21 protein-coding genes and 3 tRNA genes are annotated in these 18,602 nt (G+C 71.3%); 14 read left to right on the top strand and 10 right to left on the bottom strand.

Annotated elements, in window-relative coordinates; genetic code table 11:
• Positions 1-18: 18 nt before the first annotated feature.
• Positions 19-1,194: a cytochrome P450 gene (locus tag ACWDLG_RS29990; RefSeq protein WP_449926255.1), complete on the top strand. Its 1,176-nt coding sequence runs from the start codon at positions 19-21 to the stop codon at positions 1,192-1,194.
• 207 nt (positions 1,195-1,401) lie between these two features.
• On the opposite strand, the gene ACWDLG_RS29985 is transcribed toward ACWDLG_RS29990, so the two are convergent.
• Positions 1,402-1,548: a hypothetical protein gene (locus ACWDLG_RS29985; protein ID WP_449926252.1), complete on the bottom strand. Its 147-nt coding sequence runs from the start codon at positions 1,546-1,548 to the stop codon at positions 1,402-1,404.
• Positions 1,549-1,606: 58 nt separating this feature from the next.
• On the opposite strand from ACWDLG_RS29985, the gene ACWDLG_RS29980 reads away from it, so the two are divergent.
• The 4 genes from ACWDLG_RS29980 (at position 1,607) to ACWDLG_RS29965 (ending at position 3,465) form a co-directional block, all read left to right on the top strand.
• Positions 1,607-2,293 carry an HAD family hydrolase gene (locus tag ACWDLG_RS29980; protein ID WP_449926249.1) on the top strand — a complete coding sequence of 229 codons (687 nt, stop codon included), beginning with the start codon at positions 1,607-1,609 and terminating at the stop codon, positions 2,291-2,293.
• Between the two features lie 9 nt (positions 2,294-2,302).
• Positions 2,303-2,533, top strand: a complete 231-nt coding sequence (locus tag ACWDLG_RS29975) for a hypothetical protein (RefSeq protein ID WP_449926246.1) — start codon at positions 2,303-2,305, stop codon at positions 2,531-2,533.
• 117 nt (positions 2,534-2,650) lie between these two features.
• The gene (locus ACWDLG_RS29970) at positions 2,651-2,806 is read left to right on the top strand and encodes a hypothetical protein (protein WP_354912260.1); all 156 of its coding nucleotides are present in this window, start codon (positions 2,651-2,653) and stop codon (positions 2,804-2,806) included.
• 263 nt (positions 2,807-3,069) lie between these two features.
• On the top strand, positions 3,070-3,465 hold the full coding sequence (locus tag ACWDLG_RS29965) for a hypothetical protein (RefSeq protein WP_449926243.1): 396 nt from the start codon (positions 3,070-3,072) through the stop codon (positions 3,463-3,465).
• Positions 3,466-3,716: 251 nt separating this feature from the next.
• Here ACWDLG_RS29965 and ACWDLG_RS29960 read toward each other — a convergent pair whose 3' ends face one another.
• Positions 3,717-4,103 carry a RidA family protein gene (locus tag ACWDLG_RS29960; RefSeq protein ID WP_449926240.1) on the bottom strand — a complete coding sequence of 129 codons (387 nt, stop codon included), beginning with the start codon at positions 4,101-4,103 and terminating at the stop codon, positions 3,717-3,719.
• A 319-nt stretch (positions 4,104-4,422) separates the two neighbouring features.
• Between ACWDLG_RS29960 and ACWDLG_RS29955 the strand changes: the two genes are divergently transcribed.
• The 3 genes from ACWDLG_RS29955 (at position 4,423) to ACWDLG_RS29945 (ending at position 7,401) form a co-directional block, all read left to right on the top strand.
• On the top strand, positions 4,423-5,904 hold the full coding sequence (locus ACWDLG_RS29955) for a class I adenylate-forming enzyme family protein (protein ID WP_449926237.1): 1,482 nt from the start codon (positions 4,423-4,425) through the stop codon (positions 5,902-5,904).
• A gap of 19 nt (positions 5,905-5,923) precedes the next feature.
• Entirely contained in the window at positions 5,924-6,934 is a 1,011-nt protein-coding gene (locus tag ACWDLG_RS29950) for an FkbO/Hyg5 family chorismatase (RefSeq protein ID WP_449926234.1), read from the top strand.
• Between the two features lie 329 nt (positions 6,935-7,263).
• Positions 7,264-7,401: a hypothetical protein gene (locus tag ACWDLG_RS29945; protein ID WP_449926231.1), complete on the top strand. Its 138-nt coding sequence runs from the start codon at positions 7,264-7,266 to the stop codon at positions 7,399-7,401.
• Between the two features lie 65 nt (positions 7,402-7,466).
• Here ACWDLG_RS29945 and ACWDLG_RS29940 read toward each other — a convergent pair.
• A tRNA-Val gene (locus ACWDLG_RS29940) sits at positions 7,467-7,541 on the bottom strand.
• A gap of 416 nt (positions 7,542-7,957) precedes the next feature.
• On the opposite strand from ACWDLG_RS29940, the gene ACWDLG_RS29935 reads away from it, so the two are divergent.
• On the top strand, positions 7,958-8,374 hold the full coding sequence (locus ACWDLG_RS29935; RefSeq protein ID WP_354912278.1) for an SsgA family sporulation/cell division regulator: 417 nt from the start codon (positions 7,958-7,960) through the stop codon (positions 8,372-8,374).
• A gap of 104 nt (positions 8,375-8,478) precedes the next feature.
• Here the strand turns inward: ACWDLG_RS29935 and ACWDLG_RS29930 are convergent, their stop codons facing one another.
• Entirely contained in the window at positions 8,479-9,009 is a 531-nt protein-coding gene (locus tag ACWDLG_RS29930; protein ID WP_449926228.1) for a DUF305 domain-containing protein, read from the bottom strand.
• Positions 9,010-9,164: 155 nt separating this feature from the next.
• Here ACWDLG_RS29930 and ACWDLG_RS29925 point away from each other — a divergent pair, with 155 nt between their 5' ends.
• Positions 9,165-10,580 carry an LVIVD repeat-containing protein gene (locus ACWDLG_RS29925; protein ID WP_449926225.1) on the top strand — a complete coding sequence of 472 codons (1,416 nt, stop codon included), beginning with the start codon at positions 9,165-9,167 and terminating at the stop codon, positions 10,578-10,580.
• 94 nt (positions 10,581-10,674) lie between these two features.
• On the opposite strand, the gene ACWDLG_RS29920 is transcribed toward ACWDLG_RS29925, so the two are convergent.
• From ACWDLG_RS29920 to ACWDLG_RS29910, 3 genes are read right to left on the bottom strand one after another with little or no spacing between them, the layout of a single operon-like run.
• Positions 10,675-11,508: an aminotransferase class IV gene (locus ACWDLG_RS29920; RefSeq protein WP_449926222.1), complete on the bottom strand. Its 834-nt coding sequence runs from the start codon at positions 11,506-11,508 to the stop codon at positions 10,675-10,677.
• Positions 11,505-12,506, bottom strand: coding sequence for a chorismate-binding protein (locus ACWDLG_RS29915; RefSeq protein ID WP_449926219.1), 1,002 nt, complete (start codon positions 12,504-12,506; stop codon positions 11,505-11,507). Before ACWDLG_RS29915 ends, ACWDLG_RS29920 begins: the two co-directional genes overlap by 4 nt.
• A gap of 4 nt (positions 12,507-12,510) precedes the next feature.
• Positions 12,511-13,380: a LysR family transcriptional regulator gene (locus ACWDLG_RS29910; RefSeq protein WP_449926216.1), complete on the bottom strand. Its 870-nt coding sequence runs from the start codon at positions 13,378-13,380 to the stop codon at positions 12,511-12,513.
• 57 nt (positions 13,381-13,437) lie between these two features.
• Here ACWDLG_RS29910 and ACWDLG_RS29905 point away from each other — a divergent pair, with 57 nt between their 5' ends.
• On the top strand, positions 13,438-14,595 hold the full coding sequence (locus tag ACWDLG_RS29905; RefSeq protein WP_449926213.1) for a Rid family hydrolase: 1,158 nt from the start codon (positions 13,438-13,440) through the stop codon (positions 14,593-14,595).
• Positions 14,596-14,689: 94 nt separating this feature from the next.
• Here the strand turns inward: ACWDLG_RS29905 and hutH are convergent, their stop codons facing one another.
• Together hutH and ACWDLG_RS29895 are read right to left on the bottom strand one after the other, a co-directional pair.
• Entirely contained in the window at positions 14,690-16,240 is a 1,551-nt protein-coding gene (gene hutH / locus ACWDLG_RS29900; RefSeq protein ID WP_449926210.1) for a histidine ammonia-lyase, read from the bottom strand.
• A gap of 215 nt (positions 16,241-16,455) precedes the next feature.
• A complete protein-coding gene (locus ACWDLG_RS29895) occupies positions 16,456-17,214 on the bottom strand; it encodes a class I SAM-dependent methyltransferase (protein WP_449926208.1) in 759 nt (252 codons plus the stop codon).
• 102 nt (positions 17,215-17,316) lie between these two features.
• Here ACWDLG_RS29895 and ACWDLG_RS29890 point away from each other — a divergent pair, with 102 nt between their 5' ends.
• The 3 genes from ACWDLG_RS29890 to ACWDLG_RS29880 all read left to right on the top strand — a co-directional run bounded on the left by ACWDLG_RS29890 (position 17,317) and on the right by ACWDLG_RS29880 (position 18,162).
• The gene (locus ACWDLG_RS29890) at positions 17,317-17,853 is read left to right on the top strand and encodes a CGNR zinc finger domain-containing protein (protein WP_449926205.1); all 537 of its coding nucleotides are present in this window, start codon (positions 17,317-17,319) and stop codon (positions 17,851-17,853) included.
• A 150-nt stretch (positions 17,854-18,003) separates the two neighbouring features.
• Positions 18,004-18,075, top strand: a tRNA-Gly gene (locus ACWDLG_RS29885).
• Between the two features lie 12 nt (positions 18,076-18,087).
• A tRNA-Val gene (locus ACWDLG_RS29880) sits at positions 18,088-18,162 on the top strand.
• A gap of 104 nt (positions 18,163-18,266) precedes the next feature.
• Here ACWDLG_RS29880 and ACWDLG_RS29875 read toward each other — a convergent pair.
• Positions 18,267-18,425 carry a hypothetical protein gene (locus tag ACWDLG_RS29875; protein ID WP_449926202.1) on the bottom strand — a complete coding sequence of 53 codons (159 nt, stop codon included), beginning with the start codon at positions 18,423-18,425 and terminating at the stop codon, positions 18,267-18,269.
• Positions 18,426-18,602: the final 177 nt, after the last annotated feature.

Below are 18,602 nucleotides of genomic sequence, written 5' to 3'. Positions count from 1 at the left end.
CCCCCTACGCTGTCACACGTGTCTGATAATGAGTTCCCGCTCGTGCAGTTCATGCGCGAAGGTTTCGATCCGGTCGCCGAGCTGGCCCGCATCCGCACGGAGCAAGCCGCCTACCCCATGCGGATCCCCGGCGGGCAGACCGTGTGGCTGGTCACCCGCTACGAGGACGTGAAAGCCGTCCTGGGCGACGCGGGAAAGTTCAGCAACGACTTCGGCAACGTGATCGGCATGGGGGCCACCCAGGAGGATCCCGGCGGTCTCGGCTTCCGCGACCCGCCCGAGCACACCAGGCTGCGCCGCTACCTGACCCCCGAGTTCACGATGCGCCGCCTGCGCCGCCTGGAGCCGCGGATCGAGGAGATCGTGACCGGTTGCCTCGACACCATGGAACGCAAGGGCTCGCCCGTGGACCTGGTGGAGGAGTTCGCGCTGCCGATCCCGTCGCTGGTGGTGTGCGAGCTGCTCGGCGTGCCGTACGAGGAGCGGTCCGACTTCCTGCGCCTGAGCACGGACCGGTTCGACTTCTCCGCGGGCCCGGAGGCCTCGCTCGCGGCGGTCAACGAGTCGATGGCCTTCCTCACCGAGCTGGCCAAGAGGGAGCGCAAGAACCCCGGTGACGGGCTGCTCGGGCAGCTGGTGCGCGACCACGGCGACGAGATCTCCGACAAGGAGCTGGCGGGGTTCGCCGACGGCCTGCTGACCGGCGGGCACGACACCAGCACCAGCATGCTCGCGCTGGGCACGCTGTGGCTGCTGCAGAACCCCGACGAGCTGGCCAGGGTGCGCGAGGGCGGCGAGCACGTCACCAGGGTGGTGGAGGAACTGCTGCGGTACATGAGCGTGGTCCAGGTCGCCTTCCCCCGCTTCGCCCGCGAGGACCTGGAGCTGGCCGGGCAGCCGATCGCCAAGGGCGAGATGGTGCTGTGCTCGCTGGCCGCGGCCAACCGCGACCCGGCGCTCGGCGCCGACATCGACACCGTCAAGCCGATGCGGGAGGCGCCCTCCCACCTGGCCTTCGGGCACGGCATCCACCGCTGCATCGGCGCCCCGCTGGCGCAGATGGAGATGCGCATCGCCTACCCGGCACTGCTGCGTCGCTTCCCTGAGCTGCGGCTCGCGGTGCCGTACGACGAGGTGCCCTTCAGGGAGATGGCCATCGTCTACGGGCTGAAGCGGCTGCCCGTCGCCTTCTGAGCGCGGCCGGTCTCCGGCCGGTGTGGTCGCCGCGCCCGACCGCACCGGCCGGTTCCTCGTAAGGGGCTCCTCCGCGGGCTCCTCGTCCTGGCGGCTCACGAGCCCGCTCCTCGTCCCGGCGACTCACGGGTCGGTTCCTCCTCCTGGCGGCTCACGAGCCCGCTCCTCGTCCCGGCGACTCACGGGTCGGTTCCTCCTCCTGGCGGCTCACCGGCCGGCTCCTCCTCCGGGTGGCCGGAAGTCGGGAGGCCGGAAGTCGGGTGGCCGGAAGTCGGGTGGCCGGAAGAGGATCAGGAGCGAGACGGCAGCGGCGAGCACGCCGAGCGTCATCACCACGACCGTGATCAGCAGCACGCGCACCTACCAGAGATGGCTCTCCCCTGGGAGCGTGTCAAGGCGTAGCGTCACAGATGTGGCAGCGATCGATCTGAGCGGTATCAGGGCCGTGGTGTTCGACACCGACGGGGTGGTCACCGACACGGCCCGGGTGCACGCCGCGGCGTGGAAGAGCGTCTTCGACCCCTACCTGCGCGCCGTCTCGTCGACGCCGTTCGACGTGCGCGAGGACTACCTCTGTCACGTCGACGGGCGCACCCGTCTCGACGGGGTCCGCACCTTCCTCGCCTCGCGCGGGATCAGGCCCGGCGAGGAGGAGGTGGCCGCGCTCGGGAGCGCCAAGGACCGGATCTTCGTCGAACAGATCGAGCGGTACGGCGTGGCGGCCTTCCCGTCGGCCGTCGGCCTGCTGCACGAGCTGCGCCACCGCGGCTGCCGTACGGCCGGCGTCTCGGCGAGCGCGCACTGCCGCAAGGTGATCACGGCGGCGGGGCTCATGCACCTGTTCGACGTCGTCATCGACGGCCGGCACGACCAGCCGGGCCCCGCCTCCTTCGAGGAGGCCGCCAGGCTGCTGGACGTCCCGCCGGAGCGGGCCGCCGTGGTCGGCGACACGCTGCCGGGGATCGAGGCGGCGGCCCGCGCCGGTTTCGGGCAGGTCGTGGCGATCGACCGGGCCGGGCTGGCCTTCAAGGAACTTGGCGCCCACGTGGTCATCACGGATCTCGCGGAGCTGGACGTCACCGGCCGTGTTCCTCTATAACGTGCGGTTATGACGGACAACCTCGACCTCGCCGCGCGCGCCCAGGAGCTCGCCGACCGCGCGCCCGCCGGGTCGCTCAGCCGTACCGCCGCCCACTCCGTCGCCATCACGCTGGCGACCACCAGGGACGCCGAGCACGCCAGGAACGTGCTCGACGGCCTCGATCCCGTCGACGTCCGGCGGGCCGCCCTGGAGCTCTTCGGCGAGCTCACGGCGGGCGAGCCGGACGCCGCGCGCTAGCGGCGGCGGCTCCGGCCGTCCGGAAGCCGCGTTACGGACCGGGCGGGGGGAGGCACCGACGGGCAGGCGTCATATCCTGGATGAACCCTTGTCCGCCGACCCCAAACGGTGATCTGTATGTTCGAGGTCTTCTCGGCCCTCGCGCCGCCCGCGATCGTGGCCACCGCCTTCCTGCTCGGCGTCCGCGCCCTGCTCAAGCACGAAAAGGCGGCCAGGGCGCAGGAGCGCCGCGAGGCGATGGCCGAGAGGCGGGCCGCCGCGGGCGGGCAGTAGGGGTCAGGCGGCCTTCTTCTGCGGTTCGACGCCCGCCGGCAGAGTCGCACCGCCCCCTCGATCAGCGCCCCCTCGCGTGCGCTTACGGCTGGGGTGGGGCGCGCTGGGGGTGAGCGCCGCCTGCGGCTGGGATGGGTGGGCTCGCGACCGAGGGCGCCGATGGATCCTGTCGGCCCCATCCGCGAGGGCCTCTTGCTCTCCGCCGTCACAGGACGGTCGCGGGGATGTTGCCCTCACGCGGCCGCGGCGCGGATGATCTGCCCGTGGACCGGAAACAGCGGATGCCGAGACCCGTGGACATCGCCTGCCTGCTTCTGACGATCCAGTCGGCGCTGGCCGCCGTAGGCGCGGTGTTCATGGGTGGGCTGCTCGTGGGGACGTCCGACGCGCCGTGGATCGCCTGGACGCTGGTGTCCGCGGCGCTCGCGGCCGGGGTCTGCGGCTGGATCCTGGCCGACCGGGTCTCCTCCCGCAGGCGGCGTGTCCTTCTCGCGGTCGTGGCGCTGGAGGCCGCGGTCTTCGCCGCGGGGCTGGCCAAGACGCTCGCGGAGTCCGGCGTCGAGGTGTTCACGCTTGTCAACCCGCAGCTGGTCGTGCCCGTCGTGGTGGTCGTCCTCCTGCTGGGCCCGCCGTCGGGAAGGGCCTGGTTCGACCGCTGAGGGCCCACCGACTCCCCCACTTCCGGCCTGCCGCACCCGCCCTTCCCGCTCCCCGTCCCCGGGCCTGCCGTACCCGGGGCTGGCCCTTCCCGGGCCCTGCCCTTCCCGGGCCTGCCGTACCCGAGCCTGCCGCATCCGGGGCTGGCCTGCCGTACCCGGGCCTGCCGTACCCGTCGCTTCCCCTTACCCCGGCCTGCCGTACCGGCTGCTTCCCGCTCCTCCGCTCAGGCCGCGGTACCCGCTCCCCCCGCTCAGGCGGCGGCGATGATCTCGATCTCGACCAGCCACTCGGTGACGAGGGTCTGCGCCACGATCGCGGTCGTCGGCACGGGACGGCCGCCGAGCGCCGCCACCCTCGCCTTGGCGTTGGCCTCGGCATAGGAGGGGTCGCGCAGGTAGCTGGTGAGCCGCACGATGTTGTCGACGGTCATCCCGGCGGAGGCGAGGATGGCGCGGATGTTGGACCAGATGAGCTCCAGCTGGTCCTCCAGGGTGGCGCCGGGGACGCCCTGAGGGTCAAGGCCCATCGTGCCCGCGACGAACAGCAGCCGTTGGGCCCCGCTGACCTCGATGGCGTGCACGTAGTCGGCGGTGGCGGGGTAGACGCCTTCGGTCGGGTTGCGCGGGGTGATGTCCATAGCGCCGCAATGTATCCGACGCGTCCTGGCGGGGGCTCGCCGTTTTCGCCCTGCCCGGCACTCGTCCCACCCTGACGGGGGCTCGCCGTTTTCGCCCTGCCCGGCACTCGTCCCACCCTGACGGGGGCTCGCCATATTCGTCCTGCCCGGCACCGATCGTCCCACCCGGGGCGTCCCCGGCCGGCACGTGCCGTCGCCGTCCCGTTACCGTCGACTCCACACCCTTGACGCTGCCGAGTCAGGCGATGTAGAAAGCTCGCGAAGATCACAAACAGGGGTGGGACAGCGAACGTGTTCTGACGATCACAGGAGATGTCTGATGACGGACGACCGCAATCTCACCGAACATCTCGCGCGAACCGCTCATGATCAGGGATGGCTCGACCGCCCGGCATATCTCACCGCAAGCACCGTCCACCGGTACGCCGACGTCTTCGCCGGGGCCGAGCGGGTGGCCGGGTTCCTGTCCGCCTCCGGCGTCCGCAGGGGAGACCGGGTGCTGGCGTCGCTGCCCGACGGCATCGACCTGATCTGGACCATTCTCGGCACGCTCCGTATCGGCGCGATCGTCGCGCTGGTCAACGCCGACCTCCACCCCGACGAGCTGCGGCAGACGGCCGAGCTCGCGCGGCCGAAGCTCACCATCGCCGACCCGCGCATCGCCGATGTCTTCGACGGCGCCACGGTCACACCGGCCCTGATCCCGGCCGAGCCCGGACAGGTTCCGGCGCCCGCCGCGGCCGCATGCAGCCCGGACACCCCCGGCATCGCCCTCCTCACCTCGGGAACGACCACCGGACGCCCCCGTCTGTGCTTCCACACGCACGGCGACCCCCACGTCTTCGCCTCCGCGTTCGGCCGGGTCCTGGACCTGCGGCCCGACGACGTGAGCCTGTCCGTGTCCCGCATGTACTTCTCGTACGGGCTCGGAAACACGCTCCTCTACCCGCTGCTCAGCGGGAGCGCCGCCGTACTCGCGGCGGAACGGCCCGCTCCCGCCGCCGCGCTCGCCGCGATGCGCGACCTCGGCGTCACCGTGTTCTACGCCCAGCCGAGCTTCTACGCCAGGCTGCTCGCCGAGCCGGACCTGTCGCCACTGGCCGGCCTCCGGCTGGCCGTCACCGCCGGCGAGGTGCTCGCCCCGGGCCTGGCGGCCGGCCTGCGGGAGGTGCTGGGGGGACGGCTGCTCAATGTCCTCGGCACCACGGAGGTGGGGCAGGTGTTCGCCGCGAACAGCCTCGCGGAGGCCAGGGAAGGCACGGTCGGCCGCTGCCTGCCCCCGTTCCGGGTACGGCTGGTCGACGACGCGGGCGAACCCGTGCCCGCCGGGGCGGAAGGCAACCTGGAGGTCGCCGGGCCCACCATCGCTCCCGGCATCGGCTCCCCGTCGGACGTGCCCCGGCACGGCGAGGGCACGTGGTGGCCCACGGGTGACACGGCGACCATGGACGACGACGGCTACATCCGGATCCACGGCAGAGCCGACGACATCGAGATCGTCGGCGGGCAGAACGTGCACCCCGCGGAGATCGAGGACGTCCTGGCGCAGCATCCGCTGGTGATCGAGGCGGCGGTCTGCTCGACACGGGCCGAGGACGGCACGTCGAGGCTGCTGGCCTACGTCATCGCCAAGGGCGACGAGAGCGATCACGCCGCGATACGCAGCGACTTGTCCGACTCGGCCAAGGAGCGGCTGACCTGGTACAAGGTGCCATCGGAGATCGTCTTCGTGACCGAGCTGCCGCGAACCTCCACGGGCAAGCTCAGCCGGCGGCGACTACGGGCTCAGGCGGCACGCTGACCGGCGGGAGGCGGCGCACATGACGACACACCCGAACGGACTCCACTGCCGATTACTCCCTTCCGGCGAACCGGCGCCCTCCGGACGTCACGTCCTCGGCCGGATCGCGTTCATGGACCACCACCGTGCTCCCGCGATCCGCGCAGGCGTGGCCGACATGGGTGTCCACCTGGCCAAGGACGGGAACAGCCACGTCACCGAGGTGTGGGAGACGGATGCTCCCGTCACGTCAGGCATGTACCAGGACCTGGTCTACGCCCACGACGGCGAGTACCTCTTCTGCGCCGGCCAGGTCCCGGCCAACAGGTCGTACCGGGAGCCGGTCCGCGACGCCTACCGGACGGCCTTCGATCTGCTCGCCAAACTCGACTACCCCACCGTCATGCGGATCTGGCAGTTCATCACCGACATCAACCGCCCCAACCCGGACGGCCTGGAGGTCTACCGGGACTTCTGCCTCGGCCGGGCAGAGGCGGTGGATCGCCTTCTCGGGCGAGCCGACGACATGCCGGCCGCGACCGGGGTCGGCGCGCTGGGCGGCGGCATCAGCTGGTACCTGTTGGCGTCGCGGAGCGGGCGGGCGCGCAACATCGAAAACCCGCTGCAGGTGCCCGCCCCGTCCTATCCGCACCGGTACGGTCCTCGCCCGCCGAAATTCGCCCGCGCCACCTGCTTCACTCCGAGCGGCCTCGGGGGCGCCGGTGACCTCTTCGTCGCCGGTACGGCCGGCATCCTCGGCCACCGGACGGTTCACGCGGGCGACGTCGAGAAGCAGTGCGACGTGACCCTCGGCAACATCGCGACGGTCATCGGCCGGGAGAACCTGCTGGCCCACGGGATCGATGACGGCCGGACCCTGAAGGACCTCCGCTTCGTCAAGGTCTACGTCCGTCACGAGGAGGACGTCCCGCTCGTCGCCGCCAAGTGCGAGCAGGCCTTCTCCGACAGGGCGGAGATCGCCTACTTCACCGTCGACATCTGCCGGTCGGACCTGCTGGTGGAGATCGAAGGCATCGCCCCGCGCCCCTGACACCCCTCCGGCGCCCGGGCTACGGGTGACCCGCCGGTGCTCGGCCCGCTTGTCCGGGGTCGCGCGGTCGTCCGGTCAGGGCGCCGGTCTCGGCCCGGGTCTGCTCGACCTGGCGGATCTGCGCCACCGCACCGCGCACGACAGCGCGGCGTCGCCGTCGCTCAGGCGATGATCTTTCTGATCTCGGCGACCAGTCTGGCCACGAGGGATTCCGGTGCCCGCGGCGTCCACACGACGGCCAGCTCGTAGGGCTCGGCGCCGGTCAGGGGAAGCCACCGGACGCCGGGCGCCGGAGCCCATCGGCTCAGCGGCTGCTCTCCGACGAGGGGGTGCCGCTGGAGCGCATCTCCCGCCTGGTCGGCCACTTCAACACGACCGTCACGGAGACCGTCTACCGCAAGCAGCTCAGACCAGTGATGCTGGAGGGAGCCCAGGCCATGGACCGGATCTTCCCCTCTGAGGCATAGTCACTCAGCTGGTCACCCAGTAGATCAAAAAGGCCGCCTCCCCGTCTGGGAAGCGGCCTTTGAGCTGGTGGGCGATACTGGGATCGAACCAGTGACCTCTTCGGTGTGAACGAAGCGCTCTCCCGCTGAGCTAATCGCCCGCCCTGTCCGGCCCCTCGCGGCGCCGACGTGGAAAACCATACCGCACTTCCCGACCACGCGCGAAGCGGCGCCGATCGGCAGGGGATTCGGGCCAAACGCGGCGGTTGCCCATCAGCATGGTGGCTCTGTGGCATACCATCGAGCTGTTCCGGAAGGCCCCGATCGCCCGAAAGGTCGCGCGGGGCGCGCCGGATCGACGCCGGCAACCGCAAAACCCTCGCAAACATCATCCAAGTTAATGATGTTTAGCCAGGTAGATGCCCAAATGTCCAGCTGTGAGTTGCGTTACAGAAGGGCCTGGAGGCGGAATCTTTCCTACAGGTTTCTTCGTTCGGCGTCATAGCTCAGGACGAAGTCCGTCAGAGCAGTGAAAGCCCCGAAGAGGGGACCGTACGACGAAAAGGTTTGGCTGACGATGAACAGCACCACCGTCTCCGCCGAGCTTGGCCTTCGGCTTGTGGTCCCCGACCGTACCACCGTCCCCCTGCTCGCCGGGCTGAGCTATACAGCCGACGACCCGTACGCCATCCGCATGGCCTTCCACGTAGGGAACGACGAACCGGTCGAGTGGATCTTCGCCCGTGAACTGCTGACTGTAGGCATCGTGAGACGTGTCGGCGACGGCGACGTGCAGGTGTGGCCCGCACGCGCCGACGGCGAGCGCACGCTTCACATCAGCCTGACGTCGCCGTTCGGACAGGCGCTCTTCGAAGTCCCCCTGGCACCCCTGACCGAGTTCCTGCACCGCACGTACGAGCTCGTACCCGCGGGCAGGGAGACCGATTTCATGGACCTGGACTCCGAGCTGACCAACATGCTCTGGCCGTCCTGACCTGTCCCTCCTCCCCCGCCGGCCACCTCGTCGTCGGACGACCCGTCGGCGCGCCTCCCGCGGCGCTCGGCCCGCACCGTTCCTGGTGCGGGCCGTTTCGCGTCTCAGAGCCTGGCGAGGGCCTCCTTCATCCGTGCCACCTCGATGCCCTGGCCCGAGTAGACGTCCTTGGCCATCAGCCGCATGCGCTGGTCCTGGCCGCCGGACAGCTCCTCGCCTGCCATCCGCATCGCGCCCTCGTGATGCCTGATCATCAGCTCGAGGAACAGCCGGTCGAAGGCCGGGCCGCGCGCGGCTCGCAGCCTGTTCATCTCCTCCAGCGACGCCATCCCGTAGGCGCCGGCGGCGTGCGAGCCGTGATCGGGTACGGCCCTGCCGAGCGCGCGCAGCCAGTCGCGCATGACGTCGATCTCCGGCTGCTGGGTGAGCGCGATCTGCCGCGCCATGCCGAGCACACCCGTGGTCGTCGTGCGCGACCCGGCCAGGTCGGCCATCTCGAGCGCCTGCCGGTGGTGCGGGATCATGCCTTCGGCGAACCGCACGTCCGCCGCCACGGCCGACCAGTCGCGGGAGGGGAGCAACTCTCCCGGCGCGGCCGTACGGCCGGCCCCGCCCGGCGTGTCAGGCACGATCACCGGAGCGCCTGAACCGACCGCCGAGGGCCCGTCGTGCTCCGCCGCGGCGCAACCCGTCAGCGCCGATGTCACCAATACCGTGACGATAAGTCCGCACGTTCGGAACCTGGCTGGCATAGCTTCCATACTGGGCCACGATTCCGAAGGGGGCGCGTGTGAAGGTGACCAGGCTGGGTGCTGTGGTGACGATGATGCTGGTGGTGTCGGCGTGCGCGTCGGCGCCACCGCCCGTGCAACCCCCACGCGCTGCCTCCTCGTCGTCGGCTCCGGCCTCCGCCCCGGCGGCCTCCACCCAGGGCTCCGGCGGCGACGAGGTGACGACGAGCGCCAACGTCAGGCTGGTCGCCAACGTGCCGCGCGAGGCCCCGCTCAACGGCAGCACGAACTGGAACTCCGACCTGGCCTTCCAGGGCGACTACGCCTTCGTCGGCAACTTCGGCGGCTTCACGATCTACGACATCAGCGACCCCACCAAGCCGAAGACGGTCAGCAAGGTCGCCTGCGAGTCGCAGCAGAACGACGTGTCCGTCCACGGGAACCTGCTGTTCCTGTCGGTGGACGAGGTCCGCTCCGACCCGACGTGCGCCTCGAAGCCGGCCGGCCTGGGCTCCTCGGACGGCGGCACGCCGTGGGAGGGCATCCGGATCTTCGACATCACCGACAAGACGGCGCCCAAGTACGTGAGCTCGGTGGCGACCGACTGCGGCTCGCACACGCACACCATGGTGCCCGGCAAGGACCCCGACACCCTCTACATCTACGTCTCCTCGCCGGGGCCCGAGCCCAGCTCCAAGACCTGCCCCGCGCCGCACGAGCTGATCCAGATCGTCGAGGTGCCGGTGAAGGACCCGAAGCAGGCCAAGGTGGTCGCCTCGCCCAACATCTTCCCCGAGGGGCAGGGCAGCGACTCGTTCATGGCGGGCTGCCACGACATCACCGCCTATCCTGAGAAGAACCTGGCCGCCGCCGCCTGCTTCGGCGACGGGGTGCTCCTCGACATCACCGACCGGGTGAAGCCGAAGGTGCTGCAGCAGATCAAGGACAAGGAGAACTTCCAGATCTGGCACTCGGCGACCTTCAACAACGACGCCACGAAGGTGGTCTTCGGCGACGAGCTCGGCGGCGGCGGGATGGCGACCTGCGACTCCAGGACGCCCAGGACCAAGGGCGCGAACGCGATCTACGACATCGTGAACGGCAAGCTGGAGCGGCGCGGCTACTTCAAGATGCCGCGCGAGCAGGCCCCCAAGGAGAACTGCGTCGCGCACAACGGGTCGCTGATCCCGGTCAAGGGCAAGGACATCATGGTCCAGGGCTGGTACCAGGGCGGGGTGTCCATCTGGGACTTCACCGACTCGAACGCGCCGAAGGAGATCGGTTTCTTCGACCGGCCGGCCGAGCACTCGCAGATGATCGCGGGATCGTGGTCGGCGTACTACTACAACGGCTACATATACTCCAGCGACATACTGCGCGGCCTGGACGTCATCGCGATCGACGACCCGCTGACCGATCCCGCCAAGTCGGTGAAGATGCCCGACTTCAACGTGCAGACCCAGAAGACCTACTGAGTCCTGGGCGGCGGCGGGGGCGAGCCGGGCCCCCGCCGCGTCACCGTCACGCGACCGCCGGGTGACATGGCGGCGGGGACCGGAGCCCGAGAGGTCAGCGCGGGTCGGTGTCGGCCGCCGAGCGGACCGCGAAGACCTCCTGGGCCTTGGCCGTGACCGGGCCCGGCGCGGACGGCAGGACGGTGCCGTCGACCAGCCTGATCGGCTGGATGTCACGCGTCGTCGAGGTCAGGAACGCCTCCTCCGCCTCGTAGAGCGCCGAGAGGGGCACGTCGGCCTCCTCCCCGCCGCACCACTCCAGGGTCAGCGCGCGCGTGACGCCCGCCAGGCAGCCGGAGGCGAGCGTGGGAGTGATGAGGCGGCCGTCCTGGACGAGGAAGATGTTGGATCCGGTGCCCTCGCACAGGTTGCCGGCCAGGTTGCCGAAGATGGCCTCGCCGCCGCCGCGGGCCTTGGCGTAGGCCAGCGCCTTGGCGTTGTCGCCATAGGAGGTCGACTTCACCCCGGCCAGGGCGCCGCGCTCGTTGCGCGGCCACGGGACCACGGTCACGTCGGCGGTCAGCGGGAAGGCGGCCTGCTCGCCCACGATGACGATCGCGGTCGTGCCCTGGTCGCCGCGGTCGGAGCCGAGGGGGCCAGGCCCGCTGGTGTAGGTGATGCGGATGCGGCCGAGCGGCCAGGCGGGCGCCTCGGCCAGGCAGCGCCGTACGCCGTCGGCGATCGCCTCGAGGTCCGGCTCGGGCAGGTCCATGCGCTGGGCCGACAGCTTCAGCCGGTCGAGGTGCCTGGTGAGCGCGAACGACTCCCCGTTGACGCACTTGACGGTCTCGAACACGCCGTCGCCCACCATCAGCCCGTGGTCGAACACCGAGACGGTGGCCTGCGCCGGATCCAGTAGTTCCCCGTTGACCCAGACGGGAACGTTCATCGATTTCCTCCTGAGGACGCCAGTTGGATGAGCCTCGACGCCTTGAGCTCGGTCTCGCGCCATTCCCCGCGGGGGTCGCTCCCCCAGGTGATGCCTGCCCCCGTGCCGAAGCGGATCTCCCCTTCGGTGATCCAGAACGTGCGGATGCCGACGGCCAGCGCGGCCGTGCGCCGGTCGGCGTCGACCCAGCCCACCGCCCCACAGTACGGCCCGCGAGGCTCGGTTTCGAGCTCATTGATGATGCGCAGGGCCGAAGATTTCGGCGCTCCGGTGACCGAGCCGGGCGGGAAGGTGGCGGCGAACAGCTCGGCCCATCCGGCGCCCTCGGCCAGCGTGGCGCGCACGGTCGACACCAGGTGGACCAGTCCGGGGTGCTCCTCGACCGCGCACAGCGCCGGCACGCTCACCGAGCCGACCTCGGCCACCCTGCCGAGGTCGTTGCGGACCAGGTCGACGATCATGACGTTCTCGGCGTAGTCCTTGTCGAGCAGGTCGGCGGCGGTGACGCCGGTGCCCTTGATGGGCCTGGACTCGATGGTGGAGCCGGCGCGGGAGAGGTACAGCTCGGGCGAGGCCGACACCACGCTCAGCCCCGGCACGCTGACCACGGCGGCGTAGGGCGCGGGGTTGCCCTCCTGGAGGCGGGCGGCAAGGGCGAGGGGGTCGGCCGCGGGGTCGAGCGGCGCGGACAGGACGCGGCACAGGTTGGCCTGGTAAACCTCGCCCTGCTCGATGTAGTCGCGGATGCGCTGCACACCGCGTTCGTAGGCGGCCTGGTCGAGCGAGCTGCGCCATTCCTCGGGCGCGGGGCCGCGCCATGCTCCGGCGGCGGGCAGCGGGGCCGGCCGTACGTCGTCGAAGCCGGCGCAGGTGACCTTGCCCTCGTAGTCGACCACGACCGCCCACCAGCCCGCGCTGTCGAGCGCGGCCAGGTCGGTGGTGAGGTCCCTGAGCCTGGTCGCCAGGAGGCCGCCGACATGGGCGAAACTGTCTTGCACGCCCCTATTGTCCCAGTATTCCGACGAGCGCCAGCGCGGACGGCAGCGGCACGTCCGGCAGCGCCGCGTAAACCTTCCTGCGCGGCCCCTCCTCGGAGATCGGCCGCACCACCAGATCGTCGGGTACGGCCCGCGCCGCCAGCTCCGGCACCAGCGTGACGCCGAGGCCCGCCGCGACGTAGCCGAACTTGCCCGTCCATTCGGCCACCCGCAGCCCGCCCCGCGGCGTGAAACCCGCCCGGGCGCAGGCCGCGGTCAGGATCGTCGGCCGGCCCGGCGGCGCCGCCTCGATCCAGGTCTCCTCGGCCAGGTCGCGCAGGTCGACCACCTCACGATCGGCCAGCCGGTGATGCGCGGGCAGCGCCACGAGCAGCCGCTCCTCCAGCAGCAGCACGGTCTCGGCGGCCGCGGGCAGGCCGGCCGGGTAGTCGCTGACCACGGCCACGTCGAGGGCGCCGCCGTTGAGCTGGTCGAGCAGCAGCCCGGTCAGCCCCTCGGTCAGGCGCACCTCGACGCCGGGGAAGCGCTCGCCGAAGGTCTTGAGCGCCTGCGGGACCAGCCACACGTTCGCGGTGGCGAAGGCGCCGACGCGCAGCGTGCCGCCCTCGCCCCGGTGGATCGCGGCCAGTTCCTCCCCGGCCCGTTCCAGACGGTCGAGGACGGCCACGGCGTGCCGCTGCAGCGCGACGCCCGCCGGGGTGAGCCGGACGCCCCTGGCCAGGCGGACGAACAGCGGGCCGCCCGCCGCGCGCTCCAGCGCGGCGATGCGGCGCGAGACCGCCGACTGGGTGTAGCCGAGCAACTCGGCCGCGCCGGTGAAGGAGCCCTCGCGGGCGACCTCGGTGAACAGCCGCAAGTCATTCGTTTCAAGCATGGCTGGCATGCAGCCTAGTCGGTGGTGGAATGGCTCGCATCACTATTGAATGCGGACGTGATTGCCTTTCTCGGACAGGGACGCATGGGCGTCCCCATGGCCCGGCGGCTGCAGGCGGCCGGGCACCAGGTGACGGTGTGGAAGCGCGGGCTCGGCCCGGTGGCGGCGGCGGTGGAGGGCGCCGACCTGGTCATCACGATGCTGCGCGACGGGCCCGCCGTCGAGGAGGTGCTGACCGGCGCCCTCGAAGGGCTGCGGCCGGGGACGACGGTGGTGGAGATGTCCACGATCGGCCCCGATGCGGTGCGGCGGCTGCGCGACCTGCTGCCCCCGTCGGTGGCGCTCGTCGACGCGCCCGTCCTGGGCAGCGTCGGCCCCGCCGCGGACGGCACGCTGACGGTACTGGCCGGCGGTGACGTGTCGGCCTGCAGGACGGTGCTGGCGGAGTTCGGGACCGTGCTCGAACTCGGCCCGCTCGGCGCGGGCGCGGCGATGAAGGTGGCCGTGATGGGCGCCCTGGTGCCGGCGCAGGTCCTGCTGGCGGAGACCTTCGCGTACGGCGAGGCGCACGGGGTCTCCCGTGAGGCGCTGGCCCAGGTGCTGTCGGCCACGCCGCTGGGCGCGCTGGCGGCGCGGATCGCGGCTCCGGCGCAGGAGACCAGGTACGCGCTGGGGCTGGCGGCCAAGGACGTGCGGCTGGGGGCGTGGGAGGGAACGACGATGGCGCGCGCGGCGCAGGCCCGGCTGGAGGCGGCGGAGGCCGCCGGCCACGGCGAGCGTGACGTGACCGCGATCGCCACGCACGTCGCGGCCGGAGTCGCTGCGCCGTCGCGCGCGGTGCCGGTCAACCCGGGCAGCGTGCCGGCCACCAACGGGTTCTACTCGCACGCGGTCCGCGTGGGCGGCATGCTCTACGTCTCCGGCCAGGCCGCCTTCGACGAGCGCGGCCAGGTGGTCGGCGAGGGCGACATGGCGGCGCAGGCCGAGGCCGTCTTCCAGAACATCGGCAAGATCCTCGCCGACCAGGGGGCCGGGTTCGAGGACATCGCGTTCATCAGGACCTACCTGACGGACATGGAGCAGAGGTTCGCCTACGGGCAGGTGCGCCGGAAGTACATCACGGGAACGCCGCCGGCGAGCACGACCGTGGAGGTGTCCAAGCTGTTCATGCCGGGGCTGCTGCTGGAGATCGACCTGATCGTCGCCCTGCCGTAGAGGCACGAAGGCGGCGGGCCGACATCCGCCCCGTGCCAGATGGGCCGTGCGAGATGGGCCGCCGGTGGGCGGCGGCCCGTCTCGGGGCGAGCGGCTAGGCCAGCGGGCCGGTGACGGACTCGACGGCGGACACGACCGTGCCGTCGGCGACCAGGCGGACGACGGACTCGATCTCGGGCGCCAGGAACCTGTCGGTGCCGGGCCCCGGCACGCTGTCGCGCAGCGCCCCGACCACGGCCCCGGTGGCGGGGGCGGGCTGGAGCGGAGCGCGCAGGTCGATGGCCCGCGCGGCGGTGAGCACCTCCACGGCCAGCACCCGCGTCAGCCCGTCGACCGAACGGCGCAGCTTGCGCGCGGCCGACCAGCCCATGGAGACGTGGTCCTCCTGCATGGCCGAGCTCGGGATCGAGTCGACGCTCGCGGGAGCGGCCAGGCGCTTCATCTCCGACACGATGGCCGCCTGGGTGTACTGGGCGATCATGTGGCCGGAGTCGACGCCCGGGTCGTCGGCCAGGAAGGCGGGCAGGCCGTGGTTGCGGGCCACGTCGAGGAACCGGTCGGTCCTGCGCTCGGACATGGAGGCGACGTCGGCGGCGACGATGGCCAGGAAGTCGAGGACGTAGGCGACGGGCGCGCCGTGGAAGTTGCCGTTGGACTCCACCCGGCCGTCGGCCAGGACGGCGGGGTTGTCGACGGCCGAGGCCAGCTCCCAGGTGGCGACGTTGGCGGCGTGGGCGACGGTGTCACGGGCGGCGCCGGCCACCTGCGGGGCGCAGCGCAGGGAGTAGGCGTCCTGGACGCGGGTGCAGGCGTTGGGGTCGCGGTGGCTCTCCATGATCCCGGAGTCCTTCAGGACGCGGACCATGTTCGCCGCCGCCAGCGCCTGGCCCGGCTGCGGGCGCAGCGCCTGCAGCTCGGGCGCGAACACGCGGTCGGTGCCGAGCAGCGCCTCCACGCTCATGGCGGCGCTGATGTCGGCGGTCTTGAGCAGCCTGGTGAGGTCGTGGATGGCGAGGATGAGCATGCCGAGCATGCCGTCGGTGCCGTTGATGAGAGCCAGGCCCTCCTTGGCGGCCAGCTCGACGGGCTCGATGCCCGCCTGCTTGAGCGCCTCGACACTCGGCCCGACCTTTCCGGACTTGTCCCTCACGACGCCTTCGCCCATCAAGGTGAGGGCGACATGGGCGAGGGGGGCGAGGTCTCCCGAGCAGCCCAGGCTGCCGTACTCGTGGACGACCGGGGTGATGTGCGCGTTGAGGAGAGCCGCCATGGTCTTGGCGGTCGTCGGGCGGATGCCGGTGTGACCCGTGGCGAGAGTGTGCAGGCGCAGCAGCATCAGCGCGCGCACCACCTCGGTCTCGACCTCGGGCCCGCTGCCGGCCGCGTGGGAGCGCACCAGCGAACGCTGCAGCTGGGCGCGCAGCGAGGGGTCGATGTGCCTGGTGGCCAGCGCGCCGAACCCGGTGGAGACGCCGTAGGCGGGGGTCGGGCTCTCGGCCAGTTCGTCCACCCGCTGGCGGGCGGCGGAGATGGCGGCGATCGCGTCGTCCGTGAGGTGGACGGGGGCGCCGTGGCGGGCCACTCGGATGACGTCGTCGAAGGTCAGCGGCTCAGGACCGACGTTCACGACTTCGTTGTCGCGCATGTTGCACTCTCTCGCTCAGGTAACCGGCGTATGTGATGTTAGCTCCTTACAGGGCAACCGACCGCACCGTCTCTCCTGCCCCGGCATGGGAGGAATCACCACGGGGGGCCGTCGGGCTCGGCCTGGTCGGCGTGGAGCGCGGAGAGCGGTGCGGGACGGGCCGCACAAGCGACGGCTTGCGCGGCCACGCCTCGGCCGACACCCACGGGGCCGGCCTAGGCACCCGCCACCGCGCACAGCAGGCGGTTGTTGCCGCGCTGCCACAGCGTGCCGATCTCGGCGAAGCCGGCGCCGCGAAGGGCGTCGACGTGCGTGGAGAGCAGGTTGGACTCCGCGCCGCTGTGGCTGCTGCCCGCCGTGGTGCGGGCGGTGTTGAGCGCCGCCAGGTCGGGGTCGGCCGCCACCGCCTCCCACCACTGCTTCCAGCCCTCGGGCAGGTCGCCGCCGAAGTAGCGCTCGGTCTCCCTCTCGTGTACGGCACGCTCCAGCCTGGCGAGGGACGGCGTGGCGTCGTCGGAGTCGAGGTGGTCGCCGTTGAGCAGCAGCCCGCCGGGCCGCAGGACCGCCGCCAGCTCGCCGTACAGGGTGGCCAGGTCGGGACCGGCGATCCAGTGCAGCGCGGTGGTGCTCACCGCCGCGTCCGCCTGCCGGTCAAGGCCGAGCTGCCGGGTCCATCCGGGAGTGCGCAGGTCGAGCGAGAGGAAACGGAGGTGCGGATAGGCGGCGCGACCGAGCCCGAGCAGCAGCGGGTCGGCGTCGACGGAGATCACGGTGGCCTCGGGCAGGCGCTCGACCAGCCTGGCCGACAGCGAGCCGGGGCCACATCCGAGGTCGATCACGAGCGGGTCGGGGCGCCCCAGAGCCTCCACGGCGTCGATCAACGCGGTGAAACGCTCCTCACGGTCGGGCAGGTAGCCCTCCTGCTGGCGGTCCCAGCGTGCGATCCACTCCTTGGCGGCAGCGTTGGTGAGCACGAAGATCTCCTTGTGACCGTCGTTTACAATTTCGGCAGTCACAACGTAGAGCGCGAGGGAGTAACTGGTCAAGTGGAATTCAACAGTCACAATGATGGCGTCGTGCGGGTCGCCGTAGGACTGATCAACTCCCTGACCCCGGGCGAGCGGCGGGGCCGTCCCTACGCCCTCCCCGCCGACCTGGCGCCGGCGGCAACCGACGGGCTGCGCGCCGGCTACCCGCGCCACCAGGAGGCGAGCCCGACGGAGGCGACGGAGCTGGCCGCCGTCGCGCGGCGGCTGCGCGCCGTCTTCGAGGCCGTCTCCTCGGGCGACATCGACGCGGCGGCCGGGCAGATCAACCGGCTGCTCGAGGAGACCAACGCGCGGCCTCGCCTCGACCGGCACGACGGGGAACCCTGGCACCTGCACTTCCACGGCCCCGGCGGCACGATGGCGGGCGACTGGGCGGCCAGCTGCGCGACGTCGCTGGCGATCGTGCTGGGCAGCGAGTTCCACGACCGGCTCGGCGTGTGCACGGCGCCGCACTGCGACCGGGTCTACGTGGACGTCTCCCGCAACGGCACCCGCCGCTTCTGCTCCACGGCCTGCCAGAACCGGGTGAAGACCGCCGCGTTCCGCGCCCGCGCCAGGACCTGACCGCCACCGCGCCGGACGGGGCCCGCGACGCCGTCCGGCCCGCCGGGCTCCGCCGCGGCGGCCGGGGTCACTCCGTGCGCGCCGCTTTCGGTTTGGGGACTCGGCAAGGATTCGGTACAGTTCTCTTCGTCGTCGCGAACGAGCGGCAACGCGGAAGTGGCTCAGTGGTAGAGCATCACCTTGCCAAGGTGAGGGTCGCGGGTTCGAATCCCGTCTTCCGCTCGGAAGTACCGAGGACGATTAGCTCAGCGGGAGAGCGCTTCCCTGACACGGAAGAGGTCACTGGTTCAATCCCAGTATCGTCCACCACATCGACACCCCAGGCCGTCCCGGCCTGGGGTTTCGTGTTTACGCAGACCCGCGCCCGCCCGTGGGGGCGGGCACTCCTCGCGGCTGCGCCAGGTGAGAGCGGGTCAGGTGAGCGGCGGGTAGACGTGGTCGCCACGGTGGCCGGGCGGCAGGACGCAGCGGCGGCCGCGGTCGGTGCTGGGACAGCGTTCGGCGTCCTCACGCATCGGCAGCCGGCCAGGGGATTCGTCGTTCATCATCGCCTTCAGTCGGAAGAGGGTCAAAAACGTATCCACTGTCGCCAGCGCGGTCCAGATGTTACTGAAGGTAATGATCGTGGCCGCGACCTGCGAAAAGATGATCTCCGTACTTCCCGGGGACCCGGTCGCGGTCAGGCCGGCCCCGCCCCGGACCCGACCGCGCGCCCCTGGCTACGATCTCTGACGCCGTCACCGCCACGG

The organism is Nonomuraea sp. NPDC003727 (genome assembly GCF_053586935.1).
Note: the sequence above shows the minus strand (reverse complement) of the source record. Positions and strands in the feature narration are given on the sequence as shown.

What these genes read in the sequence shown, in the direction of transcription:
- ACWDLG_RS29975 (WP_449926246.1), top strand. Translation starts at nt 2,303, where the DNA reads ATGACGGACAACCTCGACCTCGCCGCGCGCGCCCAGGAGCTCGCCGAC.
- ACWDLG_RS29970 (WP_354912260.1), top strand. Translation starts at nt 2,651, where the DNA reads ATGTTCGAGGTCTTCTCGGCCCTCGCGCCGCCCGCGATCGTGGCCACC.
- ACWDLG_RS29960 (WP_449926240.1), bottom strand. Translation starts at nt 4,103, where the DNA reads ATGGACATCACCCCGCGCAACCCGACCGAAGGCGTCTACCCCGCCACC.
- ACWDLG_RS29955 (WP_449926237.1), top strand. Translation starts at nt 4,423, where the DNA reads ATGACGGACGACCGCAATCTCACCGAACATCTCGCGCGAACCGCTCAT.
- ACWDLG_RS29950 (WP_449926234.1), top strand. Translation starts at nt 5,924, where the DNA reads ATGACGACACACCCGAACGGACTCCACTGCCGATTACTCCCTTCCGGC.
- ACWDLG_RS29935 (WP_354912278.1), top strand. Translation starts at nt 7,958, where the DNA reads ATGAACAGCACCACCGTCTCCGCCGAGCTTGGCCTTCGGCTTGTGGTC.
- ACWDLG_RS29920 (WP_449926222.1), bottom strand. Translation starts at nt 11,508, where the DNA reads ATGAACGTTCCCGTCTGGGTCAACGGGGAACTACTGGATCCGGCGCAG.
- ACWDLG_RS29910 (WP_449926216.1), bottom strand. Translation starts at nt 13,380, where the DNA reads ATGCTTGAAACGAATGACTTGCGGCTGTTCACCGAGGTCGCCCGCGAG.
- hutH (WP_449926210.1), bottom strand. Translation starts at nt 16,240, where the DNA reads ATGCGCGACAACGAAGTCGTGAACGTCGGTCCTGAGCCGCTGACCTTC.